General features: G+C 58.8%; 26 protein-coding genes and 2 pseudogenes. 9 read left to right on the top strand and 19 right to left on the bottom strand.

Annotated features, from left to right (window positions below; translation table 11 throughout):
• Positions 1-10: 10 nt before the first annotated feature.
• The gene (locus AABM54_RS06460) at positions 11-337 is read left to right on the top strand and encodes a DUF3077 domain-containing protein (RefSeq protein ID WP_347904466.1); all 327 of its coding nucleotides are present in this window, start codon (positions 11-13) and stop codon (positions 335-337) included.
• A gap of 59 nt (positions 338-396) precedes the next feature.
• Here the strand turns inward: AABM54_RS06460 and AABM54_RS06455 are convergent, their stop codons facing one another.
• On the bottom strand, positions 397-2,301 hold the full coding sequence (locus AABM54_RS06455) for a potassium transporter Kup (RefSeq protein WP_347904465.1): 1,905 nt from the start codon (positions 2,299-2,301) through the stop codon (positions 397-399).
• Positions 2,302-2,683: 382 nt separating this feature from the next.
• Between AABM54_RS06455 and rimO the strand changes: the two are divergent.
• The 5 genes and pseudogenes from rimO to tsaA all read left to right on the top strand — a co-directional run bounded on the left by rimO (position 2,684) and on the right by tsaA (position 6,792).
• Positions 2,684-4,022: pseudogene (gene rimO, locus AABM54_RS06450) on the top strand (30S ribosomal protein S12 methylthiotransferase RimO).
• A 116-nt stretch (positions 4,023-4,138) separates the two neighbouring features.
• Complete coding sequence (locus AABM54_RS06445; RefSeq protein WP_347904464.1) at positions 4,139-4,612, top strand: GNAT family N-acetyltransferase; 474 nt, start codon at positions 4,139-4,141, stop codon at positions 4,610-4,612.
• A gap of 82 nt (positions 4,613-4,694) precedes the next feature.
• The gene (locus tag AABM54_RS06440; RefSeq protein WP_347904463.1) at positions 4,695-5,405 is read left to right on the top strand and encodes an rRNA pseudouridine synthase; all 711 of its coding nucleotides are present in this window, start codon (positions 4,695-4,697) and stop codon (positions 5,403-5,405) included.
• Between the two features lie 67 nt (positions 5,406-5,472).
• A complete protein-coding gene (locus AABM54_RS06435) occupies positions 5,473-5,940 on the top strand; it encodes a DUF1456 family protein (RefSeq protein WP_347904462.1) in 468 nt (155 codons plus the stop codon).
• A gap of 153 nt (positions 5,941-6,093) precedes the next feature.
• Positions 6,094-6,792 carry a tRNA (N6-threonylcarbamoyladenosine(37)-N6)-methyltransferase TrmO gene (gene tsaA, locus AABM54_RS06430; RefSeq protein WP_347906142.1) on the top strand — a complete coding sequence of 233 codons (699 nt, stop codon included), beginning with the start codon at positions 6,094-6,096 and terminating at the stop codon, positions 6,790-6,792.
• A 162-nt stretch (positions 6,793-6,954) separates the two neighbouring features.
• Here the strand turns inward: tsaA and fpr are convergent, their stop codons facing one another.
• The gene (gene fpr / locus AABM54_RS06425; RefSeq protein WP_003172178.1) at positions 6,955-7,734 is read right to left on the bottom strand and encodes a ferredoxin-NADP reductase; all 780 of its coding nucleotides are present in this window, start codon (positions 7,732-7,734) and stop codon (positions 6,955-6,957) included.
• Between the two features lie 135 nt (positions 7,735-7,869).
• On the opposite strand from fpr, the gene AABM54_RS06420 reads away from it, so the two are divergent.
• On the top strand, positions 7,870-8,796 hold the full coding sequence (locus tag AABM54_RS06420; RefSeq protein WP_347904461.1) for a LysR family transcriptional regulator: 927 nt from the start codon (positions 7,870-7,872) through the stop codon (positions 8,794-8,796).
• A 4-nt stretch (positions 8,797-8,800) separates the two neighbouring features.
• Here AABM54_RS06420 and AABM54_RS06415 read toward each other — a convergent pair whose 3' ends face one another.
• From AABM54_RS06415 to AABM54_RS06405, 3 genes are all read right to left on the bottom strand, one after another.
• A complete protein-coding gene (locus AABM54_RS06415) occupies positions 8,801-9,163 on the bottom strand; it encodes a diacylglycerol kinase (RefSeq protein WP_347904460.1) in 363 nt (120 codons plus the stop codon).
• A gap of 75 nt (positions 9,164-9,238) precedes the next feature.
• Positions 9,239-9,889 carry a response regulator transcription factor ErdR gene (gene erdR / locus AABM54_RS06410; protein ID WP_347904459.1) on the bottom strand — a complete coding sequence of 217 codons (651 nt, stop codon included), beginning with the start codon at positions 9,887-9,889 and terminating at the stop codon, positions 9,239-9,241.
• Positions 9,890-10,111: 222 nt separating this feature from the next.
• Positions 10,112-10,870 carry a tRNA-uridine aminocarboxypropyltransferase gene (locus tag AABM54_RS06405; RefSeq protein ID WP_347904458.1) on the bottom strand — a complete coding sequence of 253 codons (759 nt, stop codon included), beginning with the start codon at positions 10,868-10,870 and terminating at the stop codon, positions 10,112-10,114.
• A gap of 189 nt (positions 10,871-11,059) precedes the next feature.
• Here AABM54_RS06405 and AABM54_RS06400 point away from each other — a divergent pair, with 189 nt between their 5' ends.
• On the top strand, positions 11,060-11,485 hold the full coding sequence (locus AABM54_RS06400; RefSeq protein ID WP_347904457.1) for a PA3611 family quorum-sensing-regulated virulence factor: 426 nt from the start codon (positions 11,060-11,062) through the stop codon (positions 11,483-11,485).
• Here AABM54_RS06400 and AABM54_RS06395 read toward each other — a convergent pair whose 3' ends face one another.
• Positions 11,486-11,680 carry a hypothetical protein gene (locus tag AABM54_RS06395; protein WP_347904456.1) on the bottom strand — a complete coding sequence of 65 codons (195 nt, stop codon included), beginning with the start codon at positions 11,678-11,680 and terminating at the stop codon, positions 11,486-11,488.
• Positions 11,681-12,183: 503 nt separating this feature from the next.
• On the opposite strand from AABM54_RS06395, the gene AABM54_RS06390 reads away from it, so the two are divergent.
• The gene (locus tag AABM54_RS06390) at positions 12,184-13,302 is read left to right on the top strand and encodes a TIGR00730 family Rossman fold protein (RefSeq protein WP_347904455.1); all 1,119 of its coding nucleotides are present in this window, start codon (positions 12,184-12,186) and stop codon (positions 13,300-13,302) included.
• Positions 13,303-13,342: 40 nt separating this feature from the next.
• Here AABM54_RS06390 and recX read toward each other — a convergent pair whose 3' ends face one another.
• From recX to AABM54_RS06325, 13 genes and pseudogenes are all read right to left on the bottom strand, one after another.
• Positions 13,343-13,810: a recombination regulator RecX gene (recX, locus tag AABM54_RS06385; RefSeq protein ID WP_347904454.1), complete on the bottom strand. Its 468-nt coding sequence runs from the start codon at positions 13,808-13,810 to the stop codon at positions 13,343-13,345.
• Positions 13,811-13,818: 8 nt separating this feature from the next.
• Complete coding sequence (recA, locus tag AABM54_RS06380; RefSeq protein ID WP_347904453.1) at positions 13,819-14,871, bottom strand: recombinase RecA; 1,053 nt, start codon at positions 14,869-14,871, stop codon at positions 13,819-13,821.
• 83 nt (positions 14,872-14,954) lie between these two features.
• Complete coding sequence (locus tag AABM54_RS06375) at positions 14,955-15,455, bottom strand: nicotinamide-nucleotide amidohydrolase family protein (protein WP_347904452.1); 501 nt, start codon at positions 15,453-15,455, stop codon at positions 14,955-14,957.
• Positions 15,456-15,536: 81 nt separating this feature from the next.
• Complete coding sequence (locus AABM54_RS06370; protein ID WP_347904451.1) at positions 15,537-16,073, bottom strand: lysis system i-spanin subunit Rz; 537 nt, start codon at positions 16,071-16,073, stop codon at positions 15,537-15,539.
• Positions 16,055-16,618 (bottom strand): glycoside hydrolase family 19 protein, encoded by a 564-nt coding sequence (locus AABM54_RS06365; RefSeq protein WP_347904450.1) that lies wholly within the window; start codon positions 16,616-16,618, stop codon positions 16,055-16,057. Before AABM54_RS06365 ends, AABM54_RS06370 begins: the two co-directional genes overlap by 19 nt.
• Before the next feature lie 85 nt (positions 16,619-16,703).
• Positions 16,704-16,961, bottom strand: coding sequence for a tail fiber assembly protein (locus tag AABM54_RS06360; RefSeq protein WP_347904449.1), 258 nt, complete (start codon positions 16,959-16,961; stop codon positions 16,704-16,706).
• A gap of 102 nt (positions 16,962-17,063) precedes the next feature.
• Entirely contained in the window at positions 17,064-17,567 is a 504-nt protein-coding gene (locus tag AABM54_RS06355) for a tail fiber assembly protein (RefSeq protein ID WP_347904448.1), read from the bottom strand.
• Between the two features lie 1,478 nt (positions 17,568-19,045).
• Positions 19,046-19,411 (bottom strand): hypothetical protein, encoded by a 366-nt coding sequence (locus AABM54_RS06350; protein WP_347904447.1) that lies wholly within the window; start codon positions 19,409-19,411, stop codon positions 19,046-19,048.
• A 111-nt stretch (positions 19,412-19,522) separates the two neighbouring features.
• A pseudogene (locus tag AABM54_RS06345) lies at positions 19,523-19,672 on the bottom strand (phage tail protein); the annotation flags it as partial.
• Between the two features lie 11 nt (positions 19,673-19,683).
• Complete coding sequence (locus AABM54_RS06340; protein WP_347904446.1) at positions 19,684-20,283, bottom strand: putative phage tail protein; 600 nt, start codon at positions 20,281-20,283, stop codon at positions 19,684-19,686.
• Positions 20,271-21,311 carry a baseplate J/gp47 family protein gene (locus AABM54_RS06335; protein WP_347904445.1) on the bottom strand — a complete coding sequence of 347 codons (1,041 nt, stop codon included), beginning with the start codon at positions 21,309-21,311 and terminating at the stop codon, positions 20,271-20,273. The genes AABM54_RS06340 and AABM54_RS06335 overlap by 13 nt, the downstream gene beginning before the upstream one ends.
• Positions 21,301-21,699: a phage GP46 family protein gene (locus AABM54_RS06330; protein ID WP_347904444.1), complete on the bottom strand. Its 399-nt coding sequence runs from the start codon at positions 21,697-21,699 to the stop codon at positions 21,301-21,303. Before AABM54_RS06330 ends, AABM54_RS06335 begins: the two co-directional genes overlap by 11 nt.
• A complete protein-coding gene (locus tag AABM54_RS06325) occupies positions 21,699-22,208 on the bottom strand; it encodes a phage baseplate assembly protein V (RefSeq protein WP_347904443.1) in 510 nt (169 codons plus the stop codon). The genes AABM54_RS06330 and AABM54_RS06325 overlap by 1 nt, the downstream gene beginning before the upstream one ends.
• Positions 22,209-22,306 lie beyond the last annotated feature (98 nt).

Here is a 22,306-nt window from a genome sequence, read left to right as displayed (position 1 = left end):
GAGCAAGACCATGACCAAAACAGATAAGTCCGCACCTTCAGACCTGAAAACCATCGGCTTCACCCCACTCATCTACTGCTCTGACCAAGCGTTATTCAACGTCCGCGCCGGCGTCCCCATCGTCGAAGCATTGTCACAGGCCTCCGATCTGCTGTTCCTTGCCAGATCATTTGCTCAGGATGCCGCCTTCGCAAAAGGCACCGACCGCCACGCCTGGGCCGCGCATTATCTGACGGCAATGAGCAAGGCAGTGATTGATGATGTGGTAAAGGTCCTGACCCCGCGACCCGCCCGGACAAAGACCAAATCTGAAGATCCACGGCCTGAAAGCAACTAAAGGCACAGAAACGAAAAAGCCCCCGTTACCAAACTGGCAACGGGGGCTTTTTGTGGGGCTTACATTTCGACCTGAGTACCCAACTCAATCACCCGGTTCACCGGCAGCTTGAAGAACCGCAGGTTGCCGTTGGCATTCTTGAGCATGAACGCAAACAGCGCCTCGCGCCAACGGGCCATGCCTTCGAGCTTGGAGGCGATGACCGTCTCGCGGCTGAGGAAGTACGTGGTGCGCATCGGGCTGAAATCCAACTCATCGAGGTGGCACAGCTTCAAGGCCTGAGGCACATCCGGCTCATCGGTAAACCCGAAGTGCAGAATCACCCGGAAGAACCCTTCACCATAGGAATCGACCTCAAACCGGCGCTGCGTCGGCACTCGCGGAATGTCCTCATAGACCACCGTCAGCAGCACCACCTGCTCGTGCAACACCTGGTTGTGCAGCAGGTTGTGCAACAACGCGTGAGGGACTGCGTCCGGTCGCGCCGTGAGGAACACCGCCGTGCCTTGGACCCGATGAGGCGGCTGCACGCGAATACTGCTGATGAAGATCGGCAGCGGCAGTCCTCCCTCATCCAGACGGTCCACCAGCAGCTCTTTACCGCGTTTCCAGGTGGTCATCAGGACAAACAGCACAATCCCCGCCAATACCGGAAAGGCACCGCCCTGGACGATTTTCGGCACGTTGGCGGCAAAGAACAGCCCGTCCACCAGCAGGAAGCCAATCAGGATCGGCACCGTCAGGATCGGCGACCATTTCCACAGCAACAACATCACCGCCGACACCAGGATACTGGTGATCAACATGGTCCCGGTCACGGCCACACCATAAGCCGAGGCCAGGGCGCCAGAGGACTCGAAACCGATTACCAGCAGAATAACCCCGACCATCAACGCCCAGTTCACCGCACCGATGTAGATCTGGCCTTGTTCAGCACTCGACGTGTGCTGGATATACATTCGTGGAATGTAACCCAGTTGAATCGCCTGACGGGTCAGGGAGAACGCACCGGAAATAACCGCCTGCGAGGCAATCACCGTGGCCAGGGTGGCCAGCACCACCAGCGGCACCAGGGCCCAGCTTGGCGCCAGCAAATAGAACGGGTTGCGCGCCGCTTCCGGGTTTTCCAGCAGCAAGGCGCCCTGCCCGAAATAATTGAGTACCAGCGCCGGCAGCACCAGGGCAAACCAGGCACGGGCAATCGGCTTGCGCCCAAAATGGCCCATGTCCGCATACAACGCTTCAGCACCGGTGAGTGCCAGCACTACGGCCCCGAGGATGGCCACGCCCATACCCGGATGAACGACGAAAAAGCGCACACCCCACACCGGGTTCAGCGCCTGGAGTACTTCCGGATGTTGCGCAATACCATGAATGCCCAGCACCCCCAGCACGACAAACCACAACACCATCACCGGACCGAACAACTTGCCGATGCGGTCTGTGCCGTGTTTCTGGATCAGGAACAAAGCCACCAGCACGATCAGCGCCAATGGCACCACCCAGCGTTCCAGCCCGTCGAACGCCAGCTCCAGGCCTTCCACGGCCGACAGCACGGAGATCGCCGGTGTAATCATGCTGTCGCCATAGAACAGCGCGGCGCCGATCAACCCCAGTATCACCAGCACGGTGCGCAACCGCGGATACGGCGACGCGGCGCGTCGGGCCAGCGCCGTCAGCGCCATGATCCCGCCCTCGCCCTGGTTGTCAGCCCGAAGAATGAACAGCACGTACTTGATCGAGACGACCCAGATCAGTGACCAGAAAATCAGCGCCAGAATCCCGAACACGCCGTCGTGATTGACCGGCACCCCATAATGTCCGGAAAACACCTCTTTAAGCGTATAGAGCGGGCTGGTGCCGATATCGCCATAAACCACCCCGACCGCCGCCACCAACATTCCCAAGGGTTTTGTAACCCCGGAATGCTCTGAGCCTGCCACCTGACTACTTGCCTGACCCATCAACCACTCCTGCCACCAAGACCGGGGCTTCATATAAAAAGCACGACGCCGAGCAAACGCCTAGGCTTTGAAAACCTGCGCCAACTGCCGTGCAGCATGCGCTGTTTTACTTATTGATACAGACGAATTCTTGACTACAAAAATACGCCTGGGTGTAACGGCGCGAAGCATAGCGCAGCACTCGTCGTATTTCCCTGCATAAAGCTGGTCAAGTGAACGGAGCGCCGCTAGAATTGCGCACTTTTTGATCAGAGGCGCACTAAACGTCCTGTCTCGCGAATCACGGCTGCTTTTTGACGGCGTATTCACGAGACCGAACGTAAGCGCCCGCCTGTCGCCCCGCCGTTTTCGGCCGGAGGCACTCCCTATACCGAGGTTAGACATGTCCACCACTCCTGCGCCAGCCAATCCGAAGGTTGGCTTCGTATCCCTGGGTTGCCCCAAAGCACTGGTCGACTCCGAGCGCATCCTTACCCAGCTGCGCATGGAAGGCTATGACGTGGTGTCCACCTACCAGGACGCCGATGTCGTGGTGGTCAACACCTGCGGCTTCATCGACTCGGCCAAGGCCGAATCCCTGGAAGTGATCGGCGAAGCCATCAAGGAAAACGGCAAGGTCATCGTGACCGGCTGCATGGGCGTCGAAGAAGGCACCATCCGCAACGTACACCCAAGCGTGCTGGCCGTGACCGGCCCCGCAGCAGTACGAGCAAGTGGTCAACGCCGTTCACGAGGTCGTGCCGCCACGCAAGGATCACAACCCGCTGATCGACCTGGTGCCGCCGCAAGGTATCAAGCTGACCCCGCGCCACTACGCCTACCTGAAGATTTCCGAAGGCTGCAACCACAGCTGCAGCTTCTGCATCATCCCGTCGATGCGCGGCAAACTGGTCAGCCGCCCAGTGGGCGATGTCCTCGACGAAGCCCAGCGTCTGGTCAAGTCCGGCGTCAAAGAGCTGCTGGTGATTTCCCAGGACACCAGCGCCTACGGCGTTGACGTCAAGTACCGCACCGGTTTCTGGAACGGCGCGCCGGTGAAAACCCGGATGACCGAACTCTGCGAAGCCCTGAGCAGCCTCGGCGTCTGGGTTCGCCTGCACTACGTCTACCCGTACCCGCACGTCGACGAACTGATCCCGTTGATGGCCGCCGGGAAAATCCTGCCGTACCTGGACATCCCGTTCCAGCACGCCAGCCCGAAAGTCCTCAAGTCGATGAAACGCCCGGCCTTCGAAGACAAGACCCTGGCGCGCATCAAGAACTGGCGCGAGATCTGCCCCGACCTGATCATCCGTTCGACCTTCATCGTCGGCTTCCCCGGCGAAACCGAAGAAGACTTCCAGTACCTGCTGAACTGGCTGACCGAAGCCCAGCTCGACCGCGTTGGCTGCTTCCAGTACTCGCCGGTCGAAGGCGCACCCGCCAATGACCTGGACCTGGACGTGGTGCCGGACGACGTCAAGCAGGACCGTTGGGAGCGCTTCATGGCGCACCAGCAGGCCATCAGCTCGGCGCGCCTGCAACTGCGCATCGGCCGTGACATCGAAGTGCTGATCGACGAAGTCGACGAGCAAGGCGCGGTCGGTCGCTGCTTCTTCGATGCCCCGGAAATCGACGGTAACGTATTCATCGACGGCGCGGGCGACCTCAAGCCAGGTGACAAGGTCTGGTGCCGCGTGACCGACGCCGACGAGTACGACCTGTGGGCTGAAAAGATCTAAGCTGTAAAAAAATTGAAAAGCCCCGCTCTCTTCACGAGATGCGGGGCTTTTTTAGGTCTATCGTTTTGTGCAATCGCAGGTTCCAGCGTCACTCATCGCACAAGGGGCAAACGGCCATGGGCCAACACTCGGTCATCCACACACCGAAACAGAGCGACTACGAAGAACTCACCCGCCTCTGGGAAGCCTCGGTGCGCGCCACCCATGACTTTCTGCCGGACAGCTACATCGAGCAATTGAGAGAATTGGTCAGGACCCGCTACCTGGATGCGGTGATGCTGATCTGCACCAAGGATCACCGCCAGTGCATCACCGGGTTCGCCGGCATCGCGGCGGGCAAGATCGAGATGCTGTTCATCGACCCGGACCATCGCGGCGAAGGCCTGGGCAAACAACTGCTGCACTACGCCATCGAGCACTTCAGCGCCGATCAACTGGACGTCAACGAACAAAACCCCCAGGCCCTGGGTTTTTACTTCAAGCAAGGCTTCGAAGTGGTCGGCCGCTCCGAGCATGACGGCATGGGCCAGCCTTATCCGCTGCTGCACATGCGTGCCAAACAGCCCCAACGGCTGGTTCGGCGCGGCTAAAAGCCACACAACGCAAATGGACTCGCGATTAACCGGCGCGAGGCAGGTACAATGCCCACCCCTTTTTGTTACGGCCCCTGTCATGACTGACCCGATTCGTCTCTCCAAACGCCTCATCGAACTGGTCGGCTGCTCCCGTCGGGAGGCCGAGCTGTTCATCGAAGGCGGCTGGGTCACCGTGGACGGCGAAGTCATCGATGAGCCGCAGTTCAAGGTCGACACCCAAAAGGTCGAACTCGACCCCGAAGCCAAGGCCACTGCGCCGGAGCCAGTCACCATCCTGCTGCACGCGCCCGCTGGCATCGACGCAGACGCCGCGCTGCTGACCCTCGGCGCCGAGACCCTGAGCGAAGAACATCGCTTCAGCAAACGCCCGCTCAAGGGCCACTTCCTGCGCCTGACCGCCAGCGCCGACCTGCAAGCCAACGCCAGCGGTCTGCTGGTGTTCACCCAGGACTGGAAGATCCTGCGCAAGCTCACCGCCGATGCCAGCAAGATCGAGCAAGAGTATGTGGTGGAAGTCGAAGGCGACATGGTCGCCCACGGCCTCAACCGCCTGAACCACGGCCTGACCTACAAGGGCAAGGAACTGCCATCGGTCAAAGCCAGCTGGCAGAACGAGAACCGCCTGCGCTTCGCGATGAAAAACCCGCAACCGGGGATCATCGCCCTGCTCTGCCAGGCCGTCGGCCTCAAGGTCATCGCCATCCGCCGCATCCGTATCGGCGGCGTGTCCATCGGCAAAGTGCCGGTCGGCCAATGGCGCTACCTGTCCGCCAAAGAGAAATTCTGAGGCTGCTCCACTTTTTCGGCGGTGCAGTTCCCTGCACCGCCCACAGCACAATGATCAGGACTGACACATGATTCATAACGACGTACTGCGCAGCGTGCGCTACATGCTCGACATCAGCGACAAAAAAGTCATCGAAATCATCAAGCTCGGCGGCATGGACGTGAGCCTGGAAGACCTGGTGACGTACCTCGACAAGAAAGAGGAAGACGAAGAAGGCTTCGTACGCTGCCCGGACGTGGTCATGGCCCACTTCCTCGATGGCCTGGTGATCTTCAAGCGCGGCAAGGACGACAGCCGTCCGCCACAGCCGATCGAAGTGCCGGTGACCAACAACATCATCCTGAAGAAACTGCGCGTGGCCTTCGAACTGAAGGAAGACGACATGCACGCCATTCTCAAGGCCGCCGAGTTCCCGGTGTCCAAGCCTGAGCTGAGCGCCCTGTTTCGCAAGTTCGGCCACACCAACTATCGTCCGTGCGGCGACCAGTTGCTGCGCAACTTCCTCAAGGGCCTGACCCTGCGCGTTCGCGCCTGATCCCTCAAGCGGCGGTGAGCGATCATGCTTGCCGCCCGCTTCACTCCTGGCCCTGCCAGTGAGCTCAGCGACGATAGCGGACTGACAGCCACCACCGATCCAGTGTTCGCTCGGGTTATCATGCCCACCCACATCCCGCTTCGACCCCAGACCATGACCTACAGCGTTTCCCCTATCGGCTTCGTGCGCTCCTGTTTCAAGGAAAAGTTCGCCATACCGCGCCAACCGCAACTGGCGCCGGCCGCACGCGGCACCCTGGAGCTGGTGGCGCCGTTCGATCAGGGCGATGCGGTGCAAGGCCTGGAACAGGTGAGCCATGTCTGGCTGCTGTTCCTGTTTCATCAGGCACTGGAAGACAAGCCACGGCTCAAGGTCCGCCCGCCGCGCCTGGGCGGCAACAAGTCCATGGGCGTTTTCGCCACCCGCGCGACCCATCGCCCCAATGGCATCGGCCAATCGGTGGTCAAGCTGGACAAGGTTGAAGCCAATCGCTTGTGGATCTCCGGCATCGACCTGCTGGACGGCACGCCGATTCTCGACATCAAACCCTACGTGCCTTACGCCGATATCATCCCTGAAGCGTCCAATGCGATCGCCAGCGGCGCGCCGCTGCTGATTCCGGTGCGATGGGCAGATACCGCACTGCAACAGGCCCACGCGCACGCTCAGCGCCTTGAAGAGCCCTTGGTCGAACTGATCGAGCAATGCCTGGCCCAGGACCCGCGCCCGGCGTACCAGACACCGACACCTGAACGCGAATACGGCGCCCAGTTCTGGGACCTCGACGTGCGCTGGCATTACCCCGAAGCCGGACTGATCCGCGTGCTCGAGGTCATCCCGGCCAACGCCTGACCCCCGGAAACGAAAAAGCCCGCGCTGCCTTCTCAGGCAACGCGGGCTTTTGCTTTTATGTGGGAGCGAGCTTACTCGCGATAGCAGTTTGACATTCAGCATCTGTGTTGGCTGTCAGTCCGTCATCGCGAGCAAGCTCGCTCCCACATTTCTCAGCGAAGCTTACTTCTCGACGAACGCTCGCTCGATCAGGTAGTCACCCGGCTCACGCATGCGCGGCGATACTTTCAGGCCGAAGCTGTTGAGCACTTCGCTGGTCTCGTCGAGCATGCTCGGGCTACCGCAGAGCATGGCGCGGTCGTCTTCAGGATTGATCGGCGGCAGGCCGATGTCGCTGAACAGCTTGCCGCTGCGCATCAGGTCGGTCAGACGGCCTTCGTTTTCGAACGGCTCGCGGGTCACGGTCGGGTAGTAGATCAACTTCTCACGCAGCGCTTCGCCGAAGAACTCGTTCTGCGGCAGGTGCTCGGTGATGAATTCGCGGTAAGCGACTTCGTTGACGTAACGCACGCCGTGGCACAGGATCACTTTTTCGAAACGCTCGTAGGTTTCCGGGTCCTGGATGACGCTCATGAAGGGCGCCAGACCTGTACCGGTGCTGAGCAGATAAAGGTGTTTGCCAGGCTTCAGGTCGTCCAGCACCAGGGTGCCGGTCGGTTTCTTGCTGATGATGATCTCGTCGCCTTCCTTCAGGTGCTGCAACTGCGACGTCAGCGGACCATCGGGAACCTTGATGCTGAAGAACTCCAGATGCTCTTCCCAGTTCGGGCTGGCAATCGAGTAAGCGCGCATAAGCGGGCGGCCGTTTGGCTGTTGCAGGCCGATCATCACGAACTGACCGTTCTCGAAGCGCAAGCCCGGATCGCGGGTGCACTTGAAGCTGAACAGAGTGTCGTTCCAGTGATGAACACTGAGGACACGCTCGTGGTTCATGTTGCTCATGTACGGGGAACTCCTGGAAATTTATTTGCGCATGCTCTGCGCCAAATGAGCTGAGCGCAATTGCATAGCATTCTAATGGCGGCGACAATATCTGTTAAATGGATTATTAAGATAAGGGTTATCGGTTATATAGATATGCGATTTACTCTACGTCAACTTCAAGTCTTCGTCGCTGTCGCTCAGCAAGAGAGCGTATCCCGTGCTGCGGGCCTGCTCAACCTCTCGCAATCGGCCGCCAGCACCTCTATTACCGAGCTTGAGCGCCAGTCCAGTTGCCAGCTGTTCGACCGTGCCGGCAAACGGCTGAGCCTCAACGCCCTGGGCAAACAGCTGTTGCCACAGGCGGTGGCCCTGCTGGATCAGGCCAAGGAAATCGAAGACTTGCTCAATGGCAAGTCCGGTTTCGGCTCGCTGGCGGTCGGCGCCACGCTGACCATCGGCAATTACCTGGCGACCTTGCTGATCGGTAGCTTCATGCAGGTCCACCCCGAGAGCCAGGTCAAACTCCATGTGCAGAACACCGCGCATATCGTGCAACAGGTTGCGCACTATGAAATTGATCTGGGTCTAATCGAAGGCGACTGCAGCCACCCGGACATCGAAGTGCAAACCTGGGTCGAGGACGAGCTGGTGGTGTTCTGTGCGCCCCAGCATCCGTTGGCCAAACGTGGCACCGCGACCATGGATGAACTGACCCACGAAGCGTGGATCCTGCGTGAACAGGGTTCCGGCACGCGCCTGACCTTCGATCAAGCCATGCGCCATCACCGCAGCGCGCTGAATATCCGGCTCGAACTGGAACACACCGAAGCGATCAAGCGCGCGGTGGAGTCAGGTTTGGGGATTGGGTGTATTTCGCGGCTGGCACTGCGCGATGCATTCCGACGCGGCAGCCTGGTAGCGGTGGAAACGCCGGACCTGGACCTGGCGCGGCAGTTCTATTTCATCTGGCACAAACAGAAATATCAGACGTCGGCCATGCGCGAATTCCTCGACCTGTGCCGCGCTTTCACCGCCGGGGTTCAGCGCAGCGACGAGATCGTCCTGCCGACCATCGCCTGAAGCGTCAGATCAGAATCACCGCCCACACCAGCGCGATCATGCTCAGGGCCACGAACTGAGCGGCGCTGCCCATGTCCTTGGCGTTTTTCGACAGCGGGTGCCGCTCGAGGGAGATCCGGTCGATGGCCGCTTCCACGGCAGAGTTCAGCAGCTCGACGATCAACGCCAGCAGACAAACAGCAATCAGCACAGCCCGCTCGACGCGGCTGACGTTCAGCAGGAACGTCACCGGAATCAAAATGACATTGAGCAGGACCAGTTGACGAAAAGCGGCTTCACCGGTGAAGGCTGCACGCAGACCGTCGAGGGAGTAACCACCTGCATTAAGAATGCGCTTGAGACCGGTTTGACCTTTGAAAGGCGACATAGAGTAGGCAACTGAACCAAAAGGAGTGGGAAAACTAGACCAACAAAAGTCAAAAAAGCGTGAATACGCAAGTCATCAATGGCTCGAAATTGACTCAAGTTGTTGCAACAGCAAAGCAGCCTGAGTGCGGGTCCGCACGCCCAGCTTGCGAAAAATCGCAGTGACGTGGGCCTTGATCGTCGCTTCCGAAACGCTCAGTTCATAGGCAATCTGCTTGTTCAGCAAACCTTCGCAGACCATGGTCAATACGCGAAACTGCTGTGGCGTCAGGCTCGCCAGGCCTTCGCTGGCAGCCTTGGCTTCGTCCGAAACGCTGACCGATTCGAACGCCTGTGGCGGCCAGAAGACATCACCCTCCAGCACCGCTCGCACGGCTTTCTGGATCACTTCCAATGAACTGGACTTGGGAATGAAACCGCTGGCGCCGAACTCACGGGAACGCACCATGATCGACGCTTCTTCCTGAGCCGACACCATCACCACCGGAATTTGCGGGTATTGACCGCGCAACAGCACCAAGCCGGAGAAACCATAGGCACCGGGCATGTTCAGGTCCAGCAGCACCAGATCCCAGTCAGCCTTCTCGGTCAGGCGGGTTTCGAGCTCGGCAATGCTCGCCACTTCCACCAGGCGTACCTCGGGGCCAAGGCCCAGGGTCACGGCCTGATGCAGCGCGCTACGAAAAAGTGGATGGTCATCGGCAATCAGGATTTCGTATGTGGCCATTTTTCAAATGATCCTGTTTTTCATGGCTGGCTTGATGCATTCAAGCCTCACCCAAACAACGCGAGGTGCAGCCACAAAGCTGCACCAACAGGGCACGTTCAACGCCAAGAACCCATAAAACCGGCGTTTCAATCATCGGCCGCACCCTAATCGGCGCCAAGGATGCCCAGCGAAGCCGGGGTGGTCAAGCCGCACGCCAATGGTTGTCAGTATGGGCGACGCTCAGCAGATGGCAGGCGCTGCCTGCCGGACAAAGGGCAGCAACTCGGTATGAGCAGGCGTCGAGACATCCAGTTCCAGTTGATGCTTGGCATCCAGGTAATGCTGACTGAAGACATCAAAGTAAGCGCCGAGCGCCGATGCAGCGTCCTGATCCCCGGCCAGATCGAGGCACAGGGCCGCCACCTCCGCCGTGCACAGGTGCTCGCTGCGGGTCGAGCGGCGCAAACGGTAACGTGAGAGTTTTTCGGGCAGCAGGCTCAGGATCGGGAACCCGTCGAAATAAGGGCTCTTGCGGAATATCTTCCGCGCTTCGGTCCAGGTGGCATCCAGCAGAATAAACAGCGGACGCTTTTCGCAGGCCGAGTCGACCGTGTGCGTCACTCGCTCCTGGGCCACGTACTCACCGGGGAAGACCAGATAAGGCTGCCATTGCGGGTCCGAGAGCAGTTTGAGCAGCTCGGGATCAACCTCGGTGCGTGACCAGATAAAGGCAAAGTTGTCGGTGACCACATCCGCGATCAGCCAGCCGGTATTGCTCGGTTTGAACACTTCCTTCCTGGTCATGATCAGGCACACCCCGGCCCGCGCCTGAACCTGTGGACGCCAGTCGCACAGGCAATGGCTCTCGATCACACGGCACGAATGGCAACGAGGCGCCCTTGAACCACGGGCCAAAAAAGGCTTGGTGCTCTCTTCTTCTCGCTCATCGCGCAGGCGGGCGACGGCGTTCATCGCAAAGCACGGAATTGCATGGCTCATGGCTGGCAACGCCGGCAGGGAAGGCAAATCGACACGAAACACACTCGAAAGGGTAAAAAGTCGCGGCAGTTTATCAGAGCAGCCCGCACAAACCTGTACCGTCCAAACCCTCTCCCCTATAATCCGCCGCCACTGAACGCACAGCCTCGTGGCTGGTCGAAGCACCAGTCACTGACCCAGGAGAGTTTCATGCTGCGCCTTATCGTTCCAACCGCCACCCTTCTGCTGGCCCTGCCGTTCAGCGCGCAGGCCGCCTCGCTGAAAGATATGAACCTGAGCAAGATGCTGGAGAAGGTTGCTGCGGAAAGTAACGTCGGTCTGCCTCGGGAAATCAGTGAGAACATTCTCGACCAAGGCTATACCGTCGAAGGCAAGGAACTGGTTGACCACCTCAGCGTGCAATCAAGCTATGCCGAGCAGATGCGTGCCAATCCAAAAGCGGTTTACCTGCAACTGGGTGCCAGCGTTTGCCGTAACCCGAACTACCGCAAACTGATGGCTCAAGGCGCGATCATGCGTTACGAGTTCACCGAGAACAAAACCAACCGCCCAGTGGCATCGGCCAAGTTCCAGGAATCGGATTGCCCGGCGCAACCTGCACAAAAGAAGAAGTAATCACTGCGAGCCGGCGCGCCGTTGCTCATCATCGGCGCGCAGTTCCGCCACCAGCGCCTGCAAATAAGGCGAGCGCTGTTCTTTGCCTTCCAGGCGCCGACGGCATTCATCTTCCAGGCTTACGTGATGGTGCTCGGCCGCCGATTGCAATAATCGATACAGCTGCGTATCGATCTCCAGAATCACCAGGGTCATACCCGCCTCCGTGCACGTGATCGCCAGTCGTTGCGCGATGATTCCCCCACAACCCGTCAGCCTTGCAGCGTGCCCCGAACGCAAGGCTGACGGGTTGTGTCTGTCACTAAGTAAATCAGAGCCCCGGCCATCCGGCACAGGTTCTGACGGGCGGTGAACACCGTTGGCAAACCCGCAATAAGTGATTGCCAGTGAAGACTTTCGAGGACCATGATCAAGTCAGCGCAACTCACCGCGAGCGTCTAGATTCAGTGTATTCATGTTCAACGTTCAAGGCAGAAAAGGGGCTGCCCATTCAGAGTCTTGCAGTGCGAACGTTTCTTTCATCCAAGGGATAAACAGAACCCGTCTGGATGACTCGACCGCCACTCAGCACTTCACGGCCATGTCGAGTCGGGTGTGGTGCCCAGCCCTCTTTGCGGGCTGACAGCGACACAAGCAGTGTCGCGGCTCGGGCGAATTTCTCGTTCGGGCCGAAGGTTCTGTGTAGAAGGAGAAGTTGAATGCCTTACCAACCGAATGACCTACTTGTACGTCATTTTCAAAGCAACGGCGTCGATCTCACCAGCAAGATCGAAGAACAACTCAACCTGGTTTCACCCAATAGCCCGAACATTCCGATTTATCGCGACATGATGTTGACTGTCTTGCGCATGGCACAAGAAGACCACAACCGCTGGAATGCCAAGATCACCCTGCAAGCCTTGCGTGAACTGGAGCACGCCTTCCGCGTGTTGGAACAGTTCAAGGGACGACGCAAGGTTACCGTGTTCGGCTCCGCACGTACGCCAGTCGAACACCCGCTGTACGCCTTGGCCCGGGAACTGGGCGAAAAACTCGCTCAATCGAACCTGATGGTCATCACCGGTGCCGGTGGTGGAATCATGGCAGCCGCCCATGAAGGGGCTGGCCGGGATCACAGCCTTGGGTTCAACATCACCCTGCCCTTCGAACAACATGCCAACCCGACCGTCGACGGCACGGACAACCTGCTGCCGTTTCACTTTTTCTTTACCCGCAAACTGTTCTTCGTCAAGGAAGCCGATGCGCTGGTCCTTTGCCCTGGCGGCTTTGGCACGCTGGACGAAGCCTTGGAAGTACTGACCCTGATCCAGACCGGCAAAAGCCCGCTGGTGCCGGTGGTCCTGCTGGATACCCCGGGCGGCAATTTCTGGCAAGGAGCCCTGGACTTCATCAAGAACCAACTGGAGGCCAACCGTTACATCCTGCCCAGCGACATGAAGCTGATGCGCTTGGTGAACAACACCGAAGAAGCCGTCCAGGAGATCAATCAGTTCTACCTGAACTTCCATTCCAGTCGCTGGCTCAAGCATCAGTTTGTGATCCGCATGAACCACACGCTCAATGATCGGGCGCTCGAACACATGCAGTCAGCATTCGCCGACCTGTGCTTGAGCGATCATTTCCATCAGCACGCCTACACAGGCGAGGAACATGACGAGGCACAGTTCAGCCACCTGACTCGACTGACATTTACCTTCAATGCTCGTGATCACGGACGCCTAAGGGAGTTGGTCGACTACATCAACCTGCCGGAAAACTGGGCCCTGGCACAGGCCAAGACACAACAGCGGGCCCGAGAGCCGATCAAAGTCACGTAAACAAAAACGGCCCGGCTATCGAAATAGCGGGCCGTTTCAGTCAATCGTCCATCCCCCGGCCGCTGAACAAGCGGCCGATCATTTCCATGGAATATCCCCGATAGGCGAGGAAGCGGCCTTGCTTGGCGCGCTCACGGGCGTCTATCGGTAAATGCCCGGCAAACTTGCGCCGCCAGGTGTCTTCCAGTTGTTCTTGCCAACTGATACCGCTTTCGCGCAAAGCGAGCTCGATATCGGCACGCTGCAAGCCACGCTGACTCAACTCTTCACGAATACGCAAAGGACCGTAGCCGGAACGGGCACGGTAGGAAACAAAGCTTTCAAGGTAGCGGGCTTCGGACAGCAAGCCTTCTTCCGTCAGACGATCGAGCGCTGTGCCGATCATTTCATCAGGAGCGCCGCGCTGACGCAGTTTGCGCGTCAGCTCGACTCGACCGTGCTCGCGTCGCGCGAGCAGGTCCATTGCGGTTCGCCGCACCGCGACGAGGGTATCGAGTACGGCGGTCATCGGATCGATCAGATATCAGCGTCAGCCAGGTCATCTGCGGTTTCTTTAACCGGAGATGCTTTGACGTCTGCAGTCGGCGTCAGCAGCTTGTCGCGAATCTGCTTCTCAAGGGTCGCCGCGATGTCTGGGTTCTCCGCCAGGTACTTGGCCGAGTTGGCTTTGCCCTGACCGATCTTGCTGCCGTTGTAGGCATACCATGCGCCGGACTTCTCAACGAAACCGTGCAGAACACCCAGGTCGATCATCTCACCGTTGAGGTAGATGCCCTTGCCGTAAAGAATCTGGAACTCAGCTTGACGGAACGGCGAGGCAACCTTGTTCTTCACAACCTTGACACGGGTTTCACTCCCCACAACCTCGTCACCTTCTTTCACCGCGCCGGTACGGCGGATATCCAGACGAACCGAAGCGTAGAACTTCAGCGCGTTACCACCGGTGGTGGTTTCCGGGCTGCCGAACATCACGCCGATTTTCATCCGGATCTGGTTGATGAAGATCACCAGGCAGTTGGCGTTCTTGATGTTACCGGTGATTTTACGCAGCGCCTGGGACATCAGACGGGCTTGCAGGCCCACGTGCATGTCACCCATTTCGCCTTCGATTTCAGCTTTCGGCACCAGGGCGGCCACGGAGTCGACGATGATCACGTCAACGGCGTTGGAACGCACCAGCATGTCGGTGATTTCCAGGGCTTGTTCGCCGGTGTCTGGTTGGGAAACCAGCAGGTCGTCAACGTTGACGCCCAGTTTGCCGGCGTATTCCGGGTCCAGGGCGTGTTCGGCATCGACGAACGCGCAGGTCGCGCCGGCTTTTTGGGCCTGGGCGATCACGGACAGCGTCAGTGTGGTTTTACCGGAGGATTCAGGACCGTAGATTTCAACGATACGACCTTTTGGCAGACCGCCAATGCCGAGCGCGATGTCCAGACCCAGAGAGCCAGTGGAAATAGCCGGGATCGCCTGACGGTCCTGATCGCCCATACGCATTACGGCACCCTTGCCGAATTGACGTTCGATCTGACCCAGGGCCGCAGCCAAGGCTTTCTTCTTGTTGTCGTCCATTAAAGTCCTCACGTAATCAATAAGGCCTGACGGCCAACACCTGTATAAGTAGCCAGTATTATTCCACAGCGTTTCGGGATCGCCTACCCCTGATTTGAGATTTCTCCGGCCGCATGCTGCAGCAGCCCCTCTAGCGCGGCCTTCACCGTTTGTCGGCGGACGTCATCGCGGTTGCCGGAGAAGTGCCGGCACTCGGCATGCACCGCCTCGCCGACACCCCAGGCCAGCCAGACGGTGCCCACCGGTTTGCTCGGCGAGCCGCCGTCCGGCCCGGCAATGCCGCTGACTGCCACGGCAAAACGCGCGTGGCTCTTGTGCTGGGCGCCGCGCACCATGGCCTCGACCACTTCGCGACTGACCGCCCCCACCTGAGTGAACAACTCGGCCGGTACATTCAGTTGCAGGGTCTTTTGACGATTGGAATAGGTGACATAACCGGCCTCGAACCAGGCCGAACTGCCGGCAACCCGGGTAATCGCCTCGGCGATCCCGCCGCCCGTGCAGGACTCCGCGGTGCTGACGTGGGCATTGAGCACTTGCAGGCGCCGACCAAGTTCAGCGGCAAGCTGGGTGATTTCGTTCACGACTTTCTCCTGATCGGGCTGACACAAGGCCTACCCTACAGGAGCAGAAGGCGCTTGCAAGGCGCAGTTTCAATCAAAATATCAGCGCGCCAATGCCCTGATATAGGCCTGACAGGCCTGCAAGGCAATCAGTCCCCGGTCGCCTGCATCGGTGATACCGATAATTCGTTGAGCATGCGCTGGCTCAAGTCGGGCGCGTGCGGCTGCATGAACCACGCCGCCGGTGGTGGCGGTGGCTGGCACACCACAACCGGCGCCGGCATCACGGCTGTCGAGGATGACTGACAGGCGCAAATCAGCAGTGGCAAGACGGTCGCGCAAACGACCTTGATCCTGTTGTGCATCGCTCAAGGCCTTTGAATAAGTGTGATCGCTGGCCTGGAGCCGTTGCTCAAGCGCCAGTCGCTTGCCCTGTTCGGTGCGCTGTTGGGCCGCCGCCGCCAGGGTCAGTTGGCTCAGCGTTTCAGCCTGGGCTTTGGCGAGTTCCGCCAGTTGCCGACCGTAACGCCATTCCTGAATATGCCAGGACAGCGCCGCTGCGCCGCTCGCCACAATGGCCAGCAGCACAACAACGCCAATTACCCGGTAAGACGTCGGGATCAGGCCGAAGGCAGGCATAGCACCGCCCTCGCCCGCGCCCAGAGCTGCAAACGCTCTTGCAGCCCATTCAATCCGCCGTTGATGCGGCGGGTGATGATGTTGAACTGGTCGCGATCGGCCAGTTCATTCAACCCGTTCAGCTCCCAGAACCAGGCCGCCGATTCGGCCGCCCATTGCGGCTGCTCCAGCAACTGCGGCAATGTCAGCAAACGCTCATCGCCGAACAGCCCCAGGCTGCATCGACGATAGTTGTCGCGCCCGGTAATCTGAATCAGCCCACGCCCCCGGTAGCGCTGACCGTCACCGTCGGCTTCAGGCGTGTTGCCCAAACGAATGGCCAGCGTACCGGTGTCGTACTTGCTCAGGTACTGATCACCACCCAACTCACGCACATACCGCAACTGCCCCGACTCATGACCGATTTGCGCAAGGAAAGCGGCAATGCGTTTGGGACTGTTGATCTGATGGCGAGCCATGGCGGTGTTCAGGGCAGAAATGAAAACGCCCGCTTGGGTGCGGGCGTTGGGCATGATTTCAAGGAGTTTTGGCTCAGTTAATGGCATAGCGTGTGATCCTGTTTTTCTGTTCAATACTTTTCGCCACAAAGCCAAAGCGCTTATACCGTCGCAACGCTACCTGGCGCCGTAGTCATTCGATTAAAAATGGGTAATCCGGTTGCTGCTCGATTCTGGACAAATTGACCGCATAGCGCTTCCAGGCCAGCGAGGTTGCCAGCTCAACCTCAGAGGCTTCGCCAAACTCGTTGGCATACTGCACCGAGGAAATTCGCAAAACCGCTGTTTGCAGATAACCGTCACGCGTTGCCTGCGTCTGTGCTTTTTTGTCTGCCAATTGCGCGACCGTATCGAGATACCCGATCACCATGCCTGTAAAAGTAATATTCACCCGGCTTTGATTTAGACAACCCGTTAAAAGACAGTCGATTAAACTTCATATAACCCGGAGCCCCCGTATCACCGCAACATGAATCAACCGCAATGGTTACGTTCAGCGAAGATTCAAAAAGCCTGCAACTTTTCGAGCCAGTGTCTGTGGCAACGGTTGCGGATCAACTCCCACATCAACCAGTTCTGAAAGGGCCGGAGGGGACAAAGGCCACTCAATAGTGAGCGGATAACCGGGCTGAATGTCTATTTTGCTCAGTGCTAGTTTATATGCCGCAAACGCCTTGAACATCGAGGTGTCAGCCTCATTCAAGAGCCCTGCAATGTAGGCGTCACTCATGCCCAGCGTTTTTTCATTGGCCGTGAGCATGAGTTCATCACGTTTTAATGATGCGGCAGCCTTGAGTTCAAAAGTCGTCATGGGCGCAGGAACGTCAGGAGAAAACGTCCACTTGCCTTTGTCACTGACAGCCACCCATTTTTCGAAGACCTCTTGCCCCGTAACATCTACCCACACCAAATCGGGATGAAACATTTCAGTAATATCGCCTTCGACTTCCAAAAGCTCCGCAACAGCACCACTTTCTATTCGAGTGTATTTATTCATTTAAGAGAACTCATAAATAGTGACGCGACCAGGTTGACCAGACTGTCCCGGAGCCGAGGGTTTTGACGAATCAATTTGAGTCCCATTTCCACCCGATTTAGTTCCACATCCATCAACACCTCCAACACCGCTCGCCAAATGCCCCCCTAGTTGAATGGCAGGAACACTTCCGGCACCTGGGGAATTAATCAAGTTACCTCCAAATGGCGCACCTCCGTAGGAGTTTCCCGTGGTTATGAATGCTGCATTGCTGGAAGGCGAAGCGCCCCGCCCACCACTACCCCCGGTTGCCGATAGCGCAGTACCAAAACTGGAGGTGCCTCCAGCCCCGCCTGTTGCCCCTGCGACACCTCCTACCCCTGCCGCTCCAACAGTGACAAGCACACCGGCAAAACCTCCCTTCAAATAGGACCTGACATAAGCCCCACCCCCACCCCCACCAGAAACGGCAAGTTGAGTAGCATCAGTAGCAGGGCATGAGCCACCGCCTCCTCCGCCACCCACTACTTCGACGACAACCGAAGTGGTGTTGGGCGAAGGGATGTAGATGTCAGACTGCTGGAAGTTCCTCACTCCAATCAATCTTCCCCCGCCAACTGCTGGTTGAACCATCAAGCTGTTGATTGCTGTAACCAGTTGAGCATTACTGCCCTCTGCAGGCGTCAAACCTGCAGCTGTAATAACCCCCAAAATCTCCTGCGTAACAGCATTCCCCCAACTCGCCGGAACCAGCGACCCCGGCGTCCCGACTACGGGATTTTCATCGACAAACTTCCCATTCACCAGCCCTACGCCTGGCAAACTTTTTGGATAGTCCACTGTCCTGCTCCTGATTAGTTATCTATTGATTGATGGACGAATGAATCCACTGCAATGCACTGGGCATTTCAGTCAACACACTATTTGAAAGTTAAAAACTCAAGACTTGATTATTTCGCCCGCCAGAATTGGCGATTCTGCGTGCAGAGACCAACAACGGAATCAGGAGAGAGAAGGTTCTACTGGCGCTACAACTTTCCTGGCTCGTGCTTTTCTGACCGGAGCGGCCGCAACAGCAACCGGCAAAACCAGTGAAGGCCGCTGTACAGTCACAGGAAACTTTGGAGAGGTGGGCCAGGCTCGCAAGTCACGGCGATAAGTCTGCAAGGTGTCGTATTGTGTTGCTGACAACGTGGTTTTATCTCCGGCTTCCAACTCATCACGATGCCTGGCGACAGGCCCATCTGTTTCCAGCAACTGCGAGTCCCGCCATGTGCGCTCCAGGGCAGTCGCATTCTCCACTGCACGAGACGGAAGTTCTTGCAGAGCCGGTCGTCCATCAGGGCCTGCAATAACAATACAGTTACGCTGTGCCCCGGCCATTAGCTCGTCTCGATGTTCAACCGATATTTCAATCGCGTCTTCCGGCAGCACCGTATTTACTCTCGAGTCAAAATAACTCCTGGAGGAACTACTCCAATATATTTTCATGATTCGCCTCACCGCCCCAACGCAATAAAATTAGCACCCAAATGTTCACTGGATCCTCTGGAAACAAACGCCCCCAAGCCATATGGGGAAGCAGCAACACAACCAATCTTACCCGAGTCAACCGTGTAACCGTTACACACTATAACCGTGATAAAATTGCTGTTAAAACTCACGGGGAGCGTCGTATACACATCCGCCAGCGAGTTACCAACTTCTCCCCACTGAATAACAAAACTGCCCAACCACGATGGAAACGCCAGGTATCCAACACGTCCACTTGAACTATTAAACAGCGTAAAACCAGCCTTCATCTTCTTGGGGGTCACAGCGACCGTATCATCCGTCCCGGTATTGACTTGCTCCTGAGTAGCCACTTTCAAAGTACCGACAGACGACTCGCTGGCAGCACCCGGTACTCTGTCACTTACAAGTTTTGTAATGGCTTATTTTAACTGACTGCTGTCACCTTCTGATGGCACCAAAGAGGCCGCTTTAATAACGTTGGTGATTTCTTCGGTAACCCCATTGCCCCACGCCGCCGGAATCAACGACCCCGGCGTCCCGGCTACGGGATTCTCATCAACAAACGCTCCATTCACCAGCCCGGCGCTGGGTACACTTTTTGGATAATCCATTTTTCTATTCCCTAGTCATAATTGATGTGCACCCGGGTATGAGCCGGTGCACTTCGATGAATCAAACATTCCAGCGCCGAGCCCGGATTCATGCCAAAACGCTCTCCCCAATAACTGGCACCAAAGCGCCGGCCCAGTAGCAGGCGGCCACCGGTGTTGAGGGTCCACATGAATTGCGCCTGCCAGGTGCCGAAGTGCGCCGAACCGAAACGCGCACGGCCCATACGCGGGGCTTCGAGTTCGGTGATGCTGGCGTTCGGGTAGCCTTGGGTGCGGGCGATTTCCACGTAGTAACTGACGGCCTGACTGCCGACCGCGAGTAGCCTGCGACGTACCGCGAGGCGGCGATCATCGAACAGCGGCGTCAACCCCAGGCACGGGTCGGGCAGGTTCATCACCCGCTCCCAGTCCGGCACCAGTTCACTGACGCCGGCCGGGTCCATTTCGTTGAGCAGGTCGGCGGCGCGGGCGTCCAGCCGTGCCAGTTCCTGGGACACGTCTTCAAGCACCTGTTCCAGCTCCGGCACGCGTTCCGGGTCCCACGCCGGGCCGCTGGGCAGCAGGCTGCGCAGTTGGGCCTGGTACTGCGCGGCGGTTCTTATGCCTGCCATACGCAGCCCCCGAACGTGAGCAACTGATTGCTCGCGGCAGAGACGTCGGCGACCGGCGCGACCAGTGTGTGGTCGTGCTCGCCGGTGGCGCTGCTGATGGCCTCGCGGATGTGGCTCAACAACAGGGTTTCGCCCAGCCCCGCTTCGCGGTTGTGCAAGTCACGCAACTGCGCTTCGACCGCGGCGCGCACAGCGCTGGTGTCGGGCGTCAGACGCAAGCGATACGTCACCGGCACCTGCATCGGCGCCAGCACATGCAACTGCGCGGTGACCGGCCGCAACGGCTCGATATGGGCGTGGACGACGGCCAGTTGCGCCGTGTCCGGAACCGGTTGCGGGTCGTCGTCACGCATCACGAACAGCCCCACCGTGCCTGGCCCCAGGTAACTGCCACGGCACCAGGCACGCGTGATGCCCGGACACTCCAGCGCCCAGGTTTCGTAGTCTTGCGCCGAGCCGCCGTGAGGGATGATGCGGTACGAGCGAATCACCCGCGAGCGCAGCGATTCAAGACTTTCACGGGCGATACCGCCCGTCAGCCCTGGCGCCAGCACGGTGTAGGGGCCAACGATGCCCTGGATCGGTTGCGCCGAGATCAATGTCATCCCGGCGTCGGTATTGCCGAGGGCACCGGCGTCCAGCGCGGCAATGGTGGTGCTGTTGAGACCGTTGCCGGTGGTGCGGGCGGCGGTCACTTTGTAGCGGCGACCGTCATTCGATTGCAGCAGCGTGTCGACGTCCAGCACCGCACCGGCGCTCGCCATGAAGCTCACGGTGCCGCTGGCGGGTTGGGCCGCTTTACGCGGCTGGTTGAGGCGAAGTGCGGCGATGCGTTCCAGGGTGGACTCATCGGCCTTGTCCGGCAGAATCTGCTCGGCGATCCAGTCCAGATAGCCATACAGGCCATAGGCTGCACCACCCAAGGTTCGGGCCAGTACTTGCGCATCGGACTGGCGCAGCGAGTCGCTGGCCAGGTCGCTTTGGGTGCGTTTGATCAGCACCGGCAGCGAAGGCGTTTCAAACGGCATAGGTCACCTGCCAACTGTTATCGGGGTTGATGTCCAGACGCTCGCCATCGGCCAGGATCAGCACCGTACGCAGGTTCAGACGCTGGGCGTCGAGGCGTTCGCTGATGACCTCGATGGCGCTGCAATGGCCATCGTCGATCAGCCATTGCAGGGCTTCACGGGCATAGAATTCGGCGTCCATCTGGGTCTGTCGGGTCAACTTGACCCGTCGAAGCAGCCACAACCGCGAACCGATGCGGTCATCGGCCACTGAGGGGAAACTGTCGCCCCACCAACCGAATCGCTCCTCGTCATCGAGCAGGTCATCGTCGGCAGCGCGGCGCCAGGTAAAGAGGCTGATCAGCACCGAACGGGTCAGTGCTGTTTTGAGGTCATGACTGATGAACATCACTGACCTCCTGCGGGGGCGCCGGTCTGGCCACTGCCTGACTGAACGCCCGTGTGTACGTGTTCGATCTGGCTGATACCGCCCGCGACCTGATCGCCCTGAGAGATGATCTTGCCGGTCTGGGTCAGTGTCGGCGTATCGATGTTCACGGCGGTGCTGGCGCGGATGTTCAGCGTGGTGGTTTCGATGTCGATGATGCGCCCACGCTTGAAGTGGACCTTGTCACCTTCATCGGTGTAGATCGCCACCTCACCGGGCGCCAGCGCCTTGAGGCGATAGCGGCGGTCGGCGACCACCAGCACCACCGCGTGGGAGCGGTCGCCACCGAGGAAGGTCGCGATACCTTCGGCGCCAGCCAGCGGACTGCTGGTGAAACCGTAGGGTTCGAAGTGCTCCATGTCATCGTTCACTTCGCCGGCGGTCAGGCGCATTTGCAGCGATTGCAGCTTGCTGGCCGAGTTGGCGAACACGACGGTGCCGCGCGCCAAGAGGCGTGTCAGTAGGCTCATAGGGTTTTCCTTGAATGGCGAGGGCGCTTTTTTGTGGGCGCTGGCTTGCCTGCGAATGGGACGACGCGGTGTGTCAGGCAAGACGCTTTCGCGAGCAA

The organism is Pseudomonas purpurea (assembly GCF_039908635.1).
Lineage (GTDB): Bacteria > Pseudomonadota > Gammaproteobacteria > Pseudomonadales > Pseudomonadaceae > Aquipseudomonas > Aquipseudomonas purpurea.
Note: the sequence above shows the minus strand (reverse complement) of the source record. Positions and strands in the feature narration are given on the sequence as shown.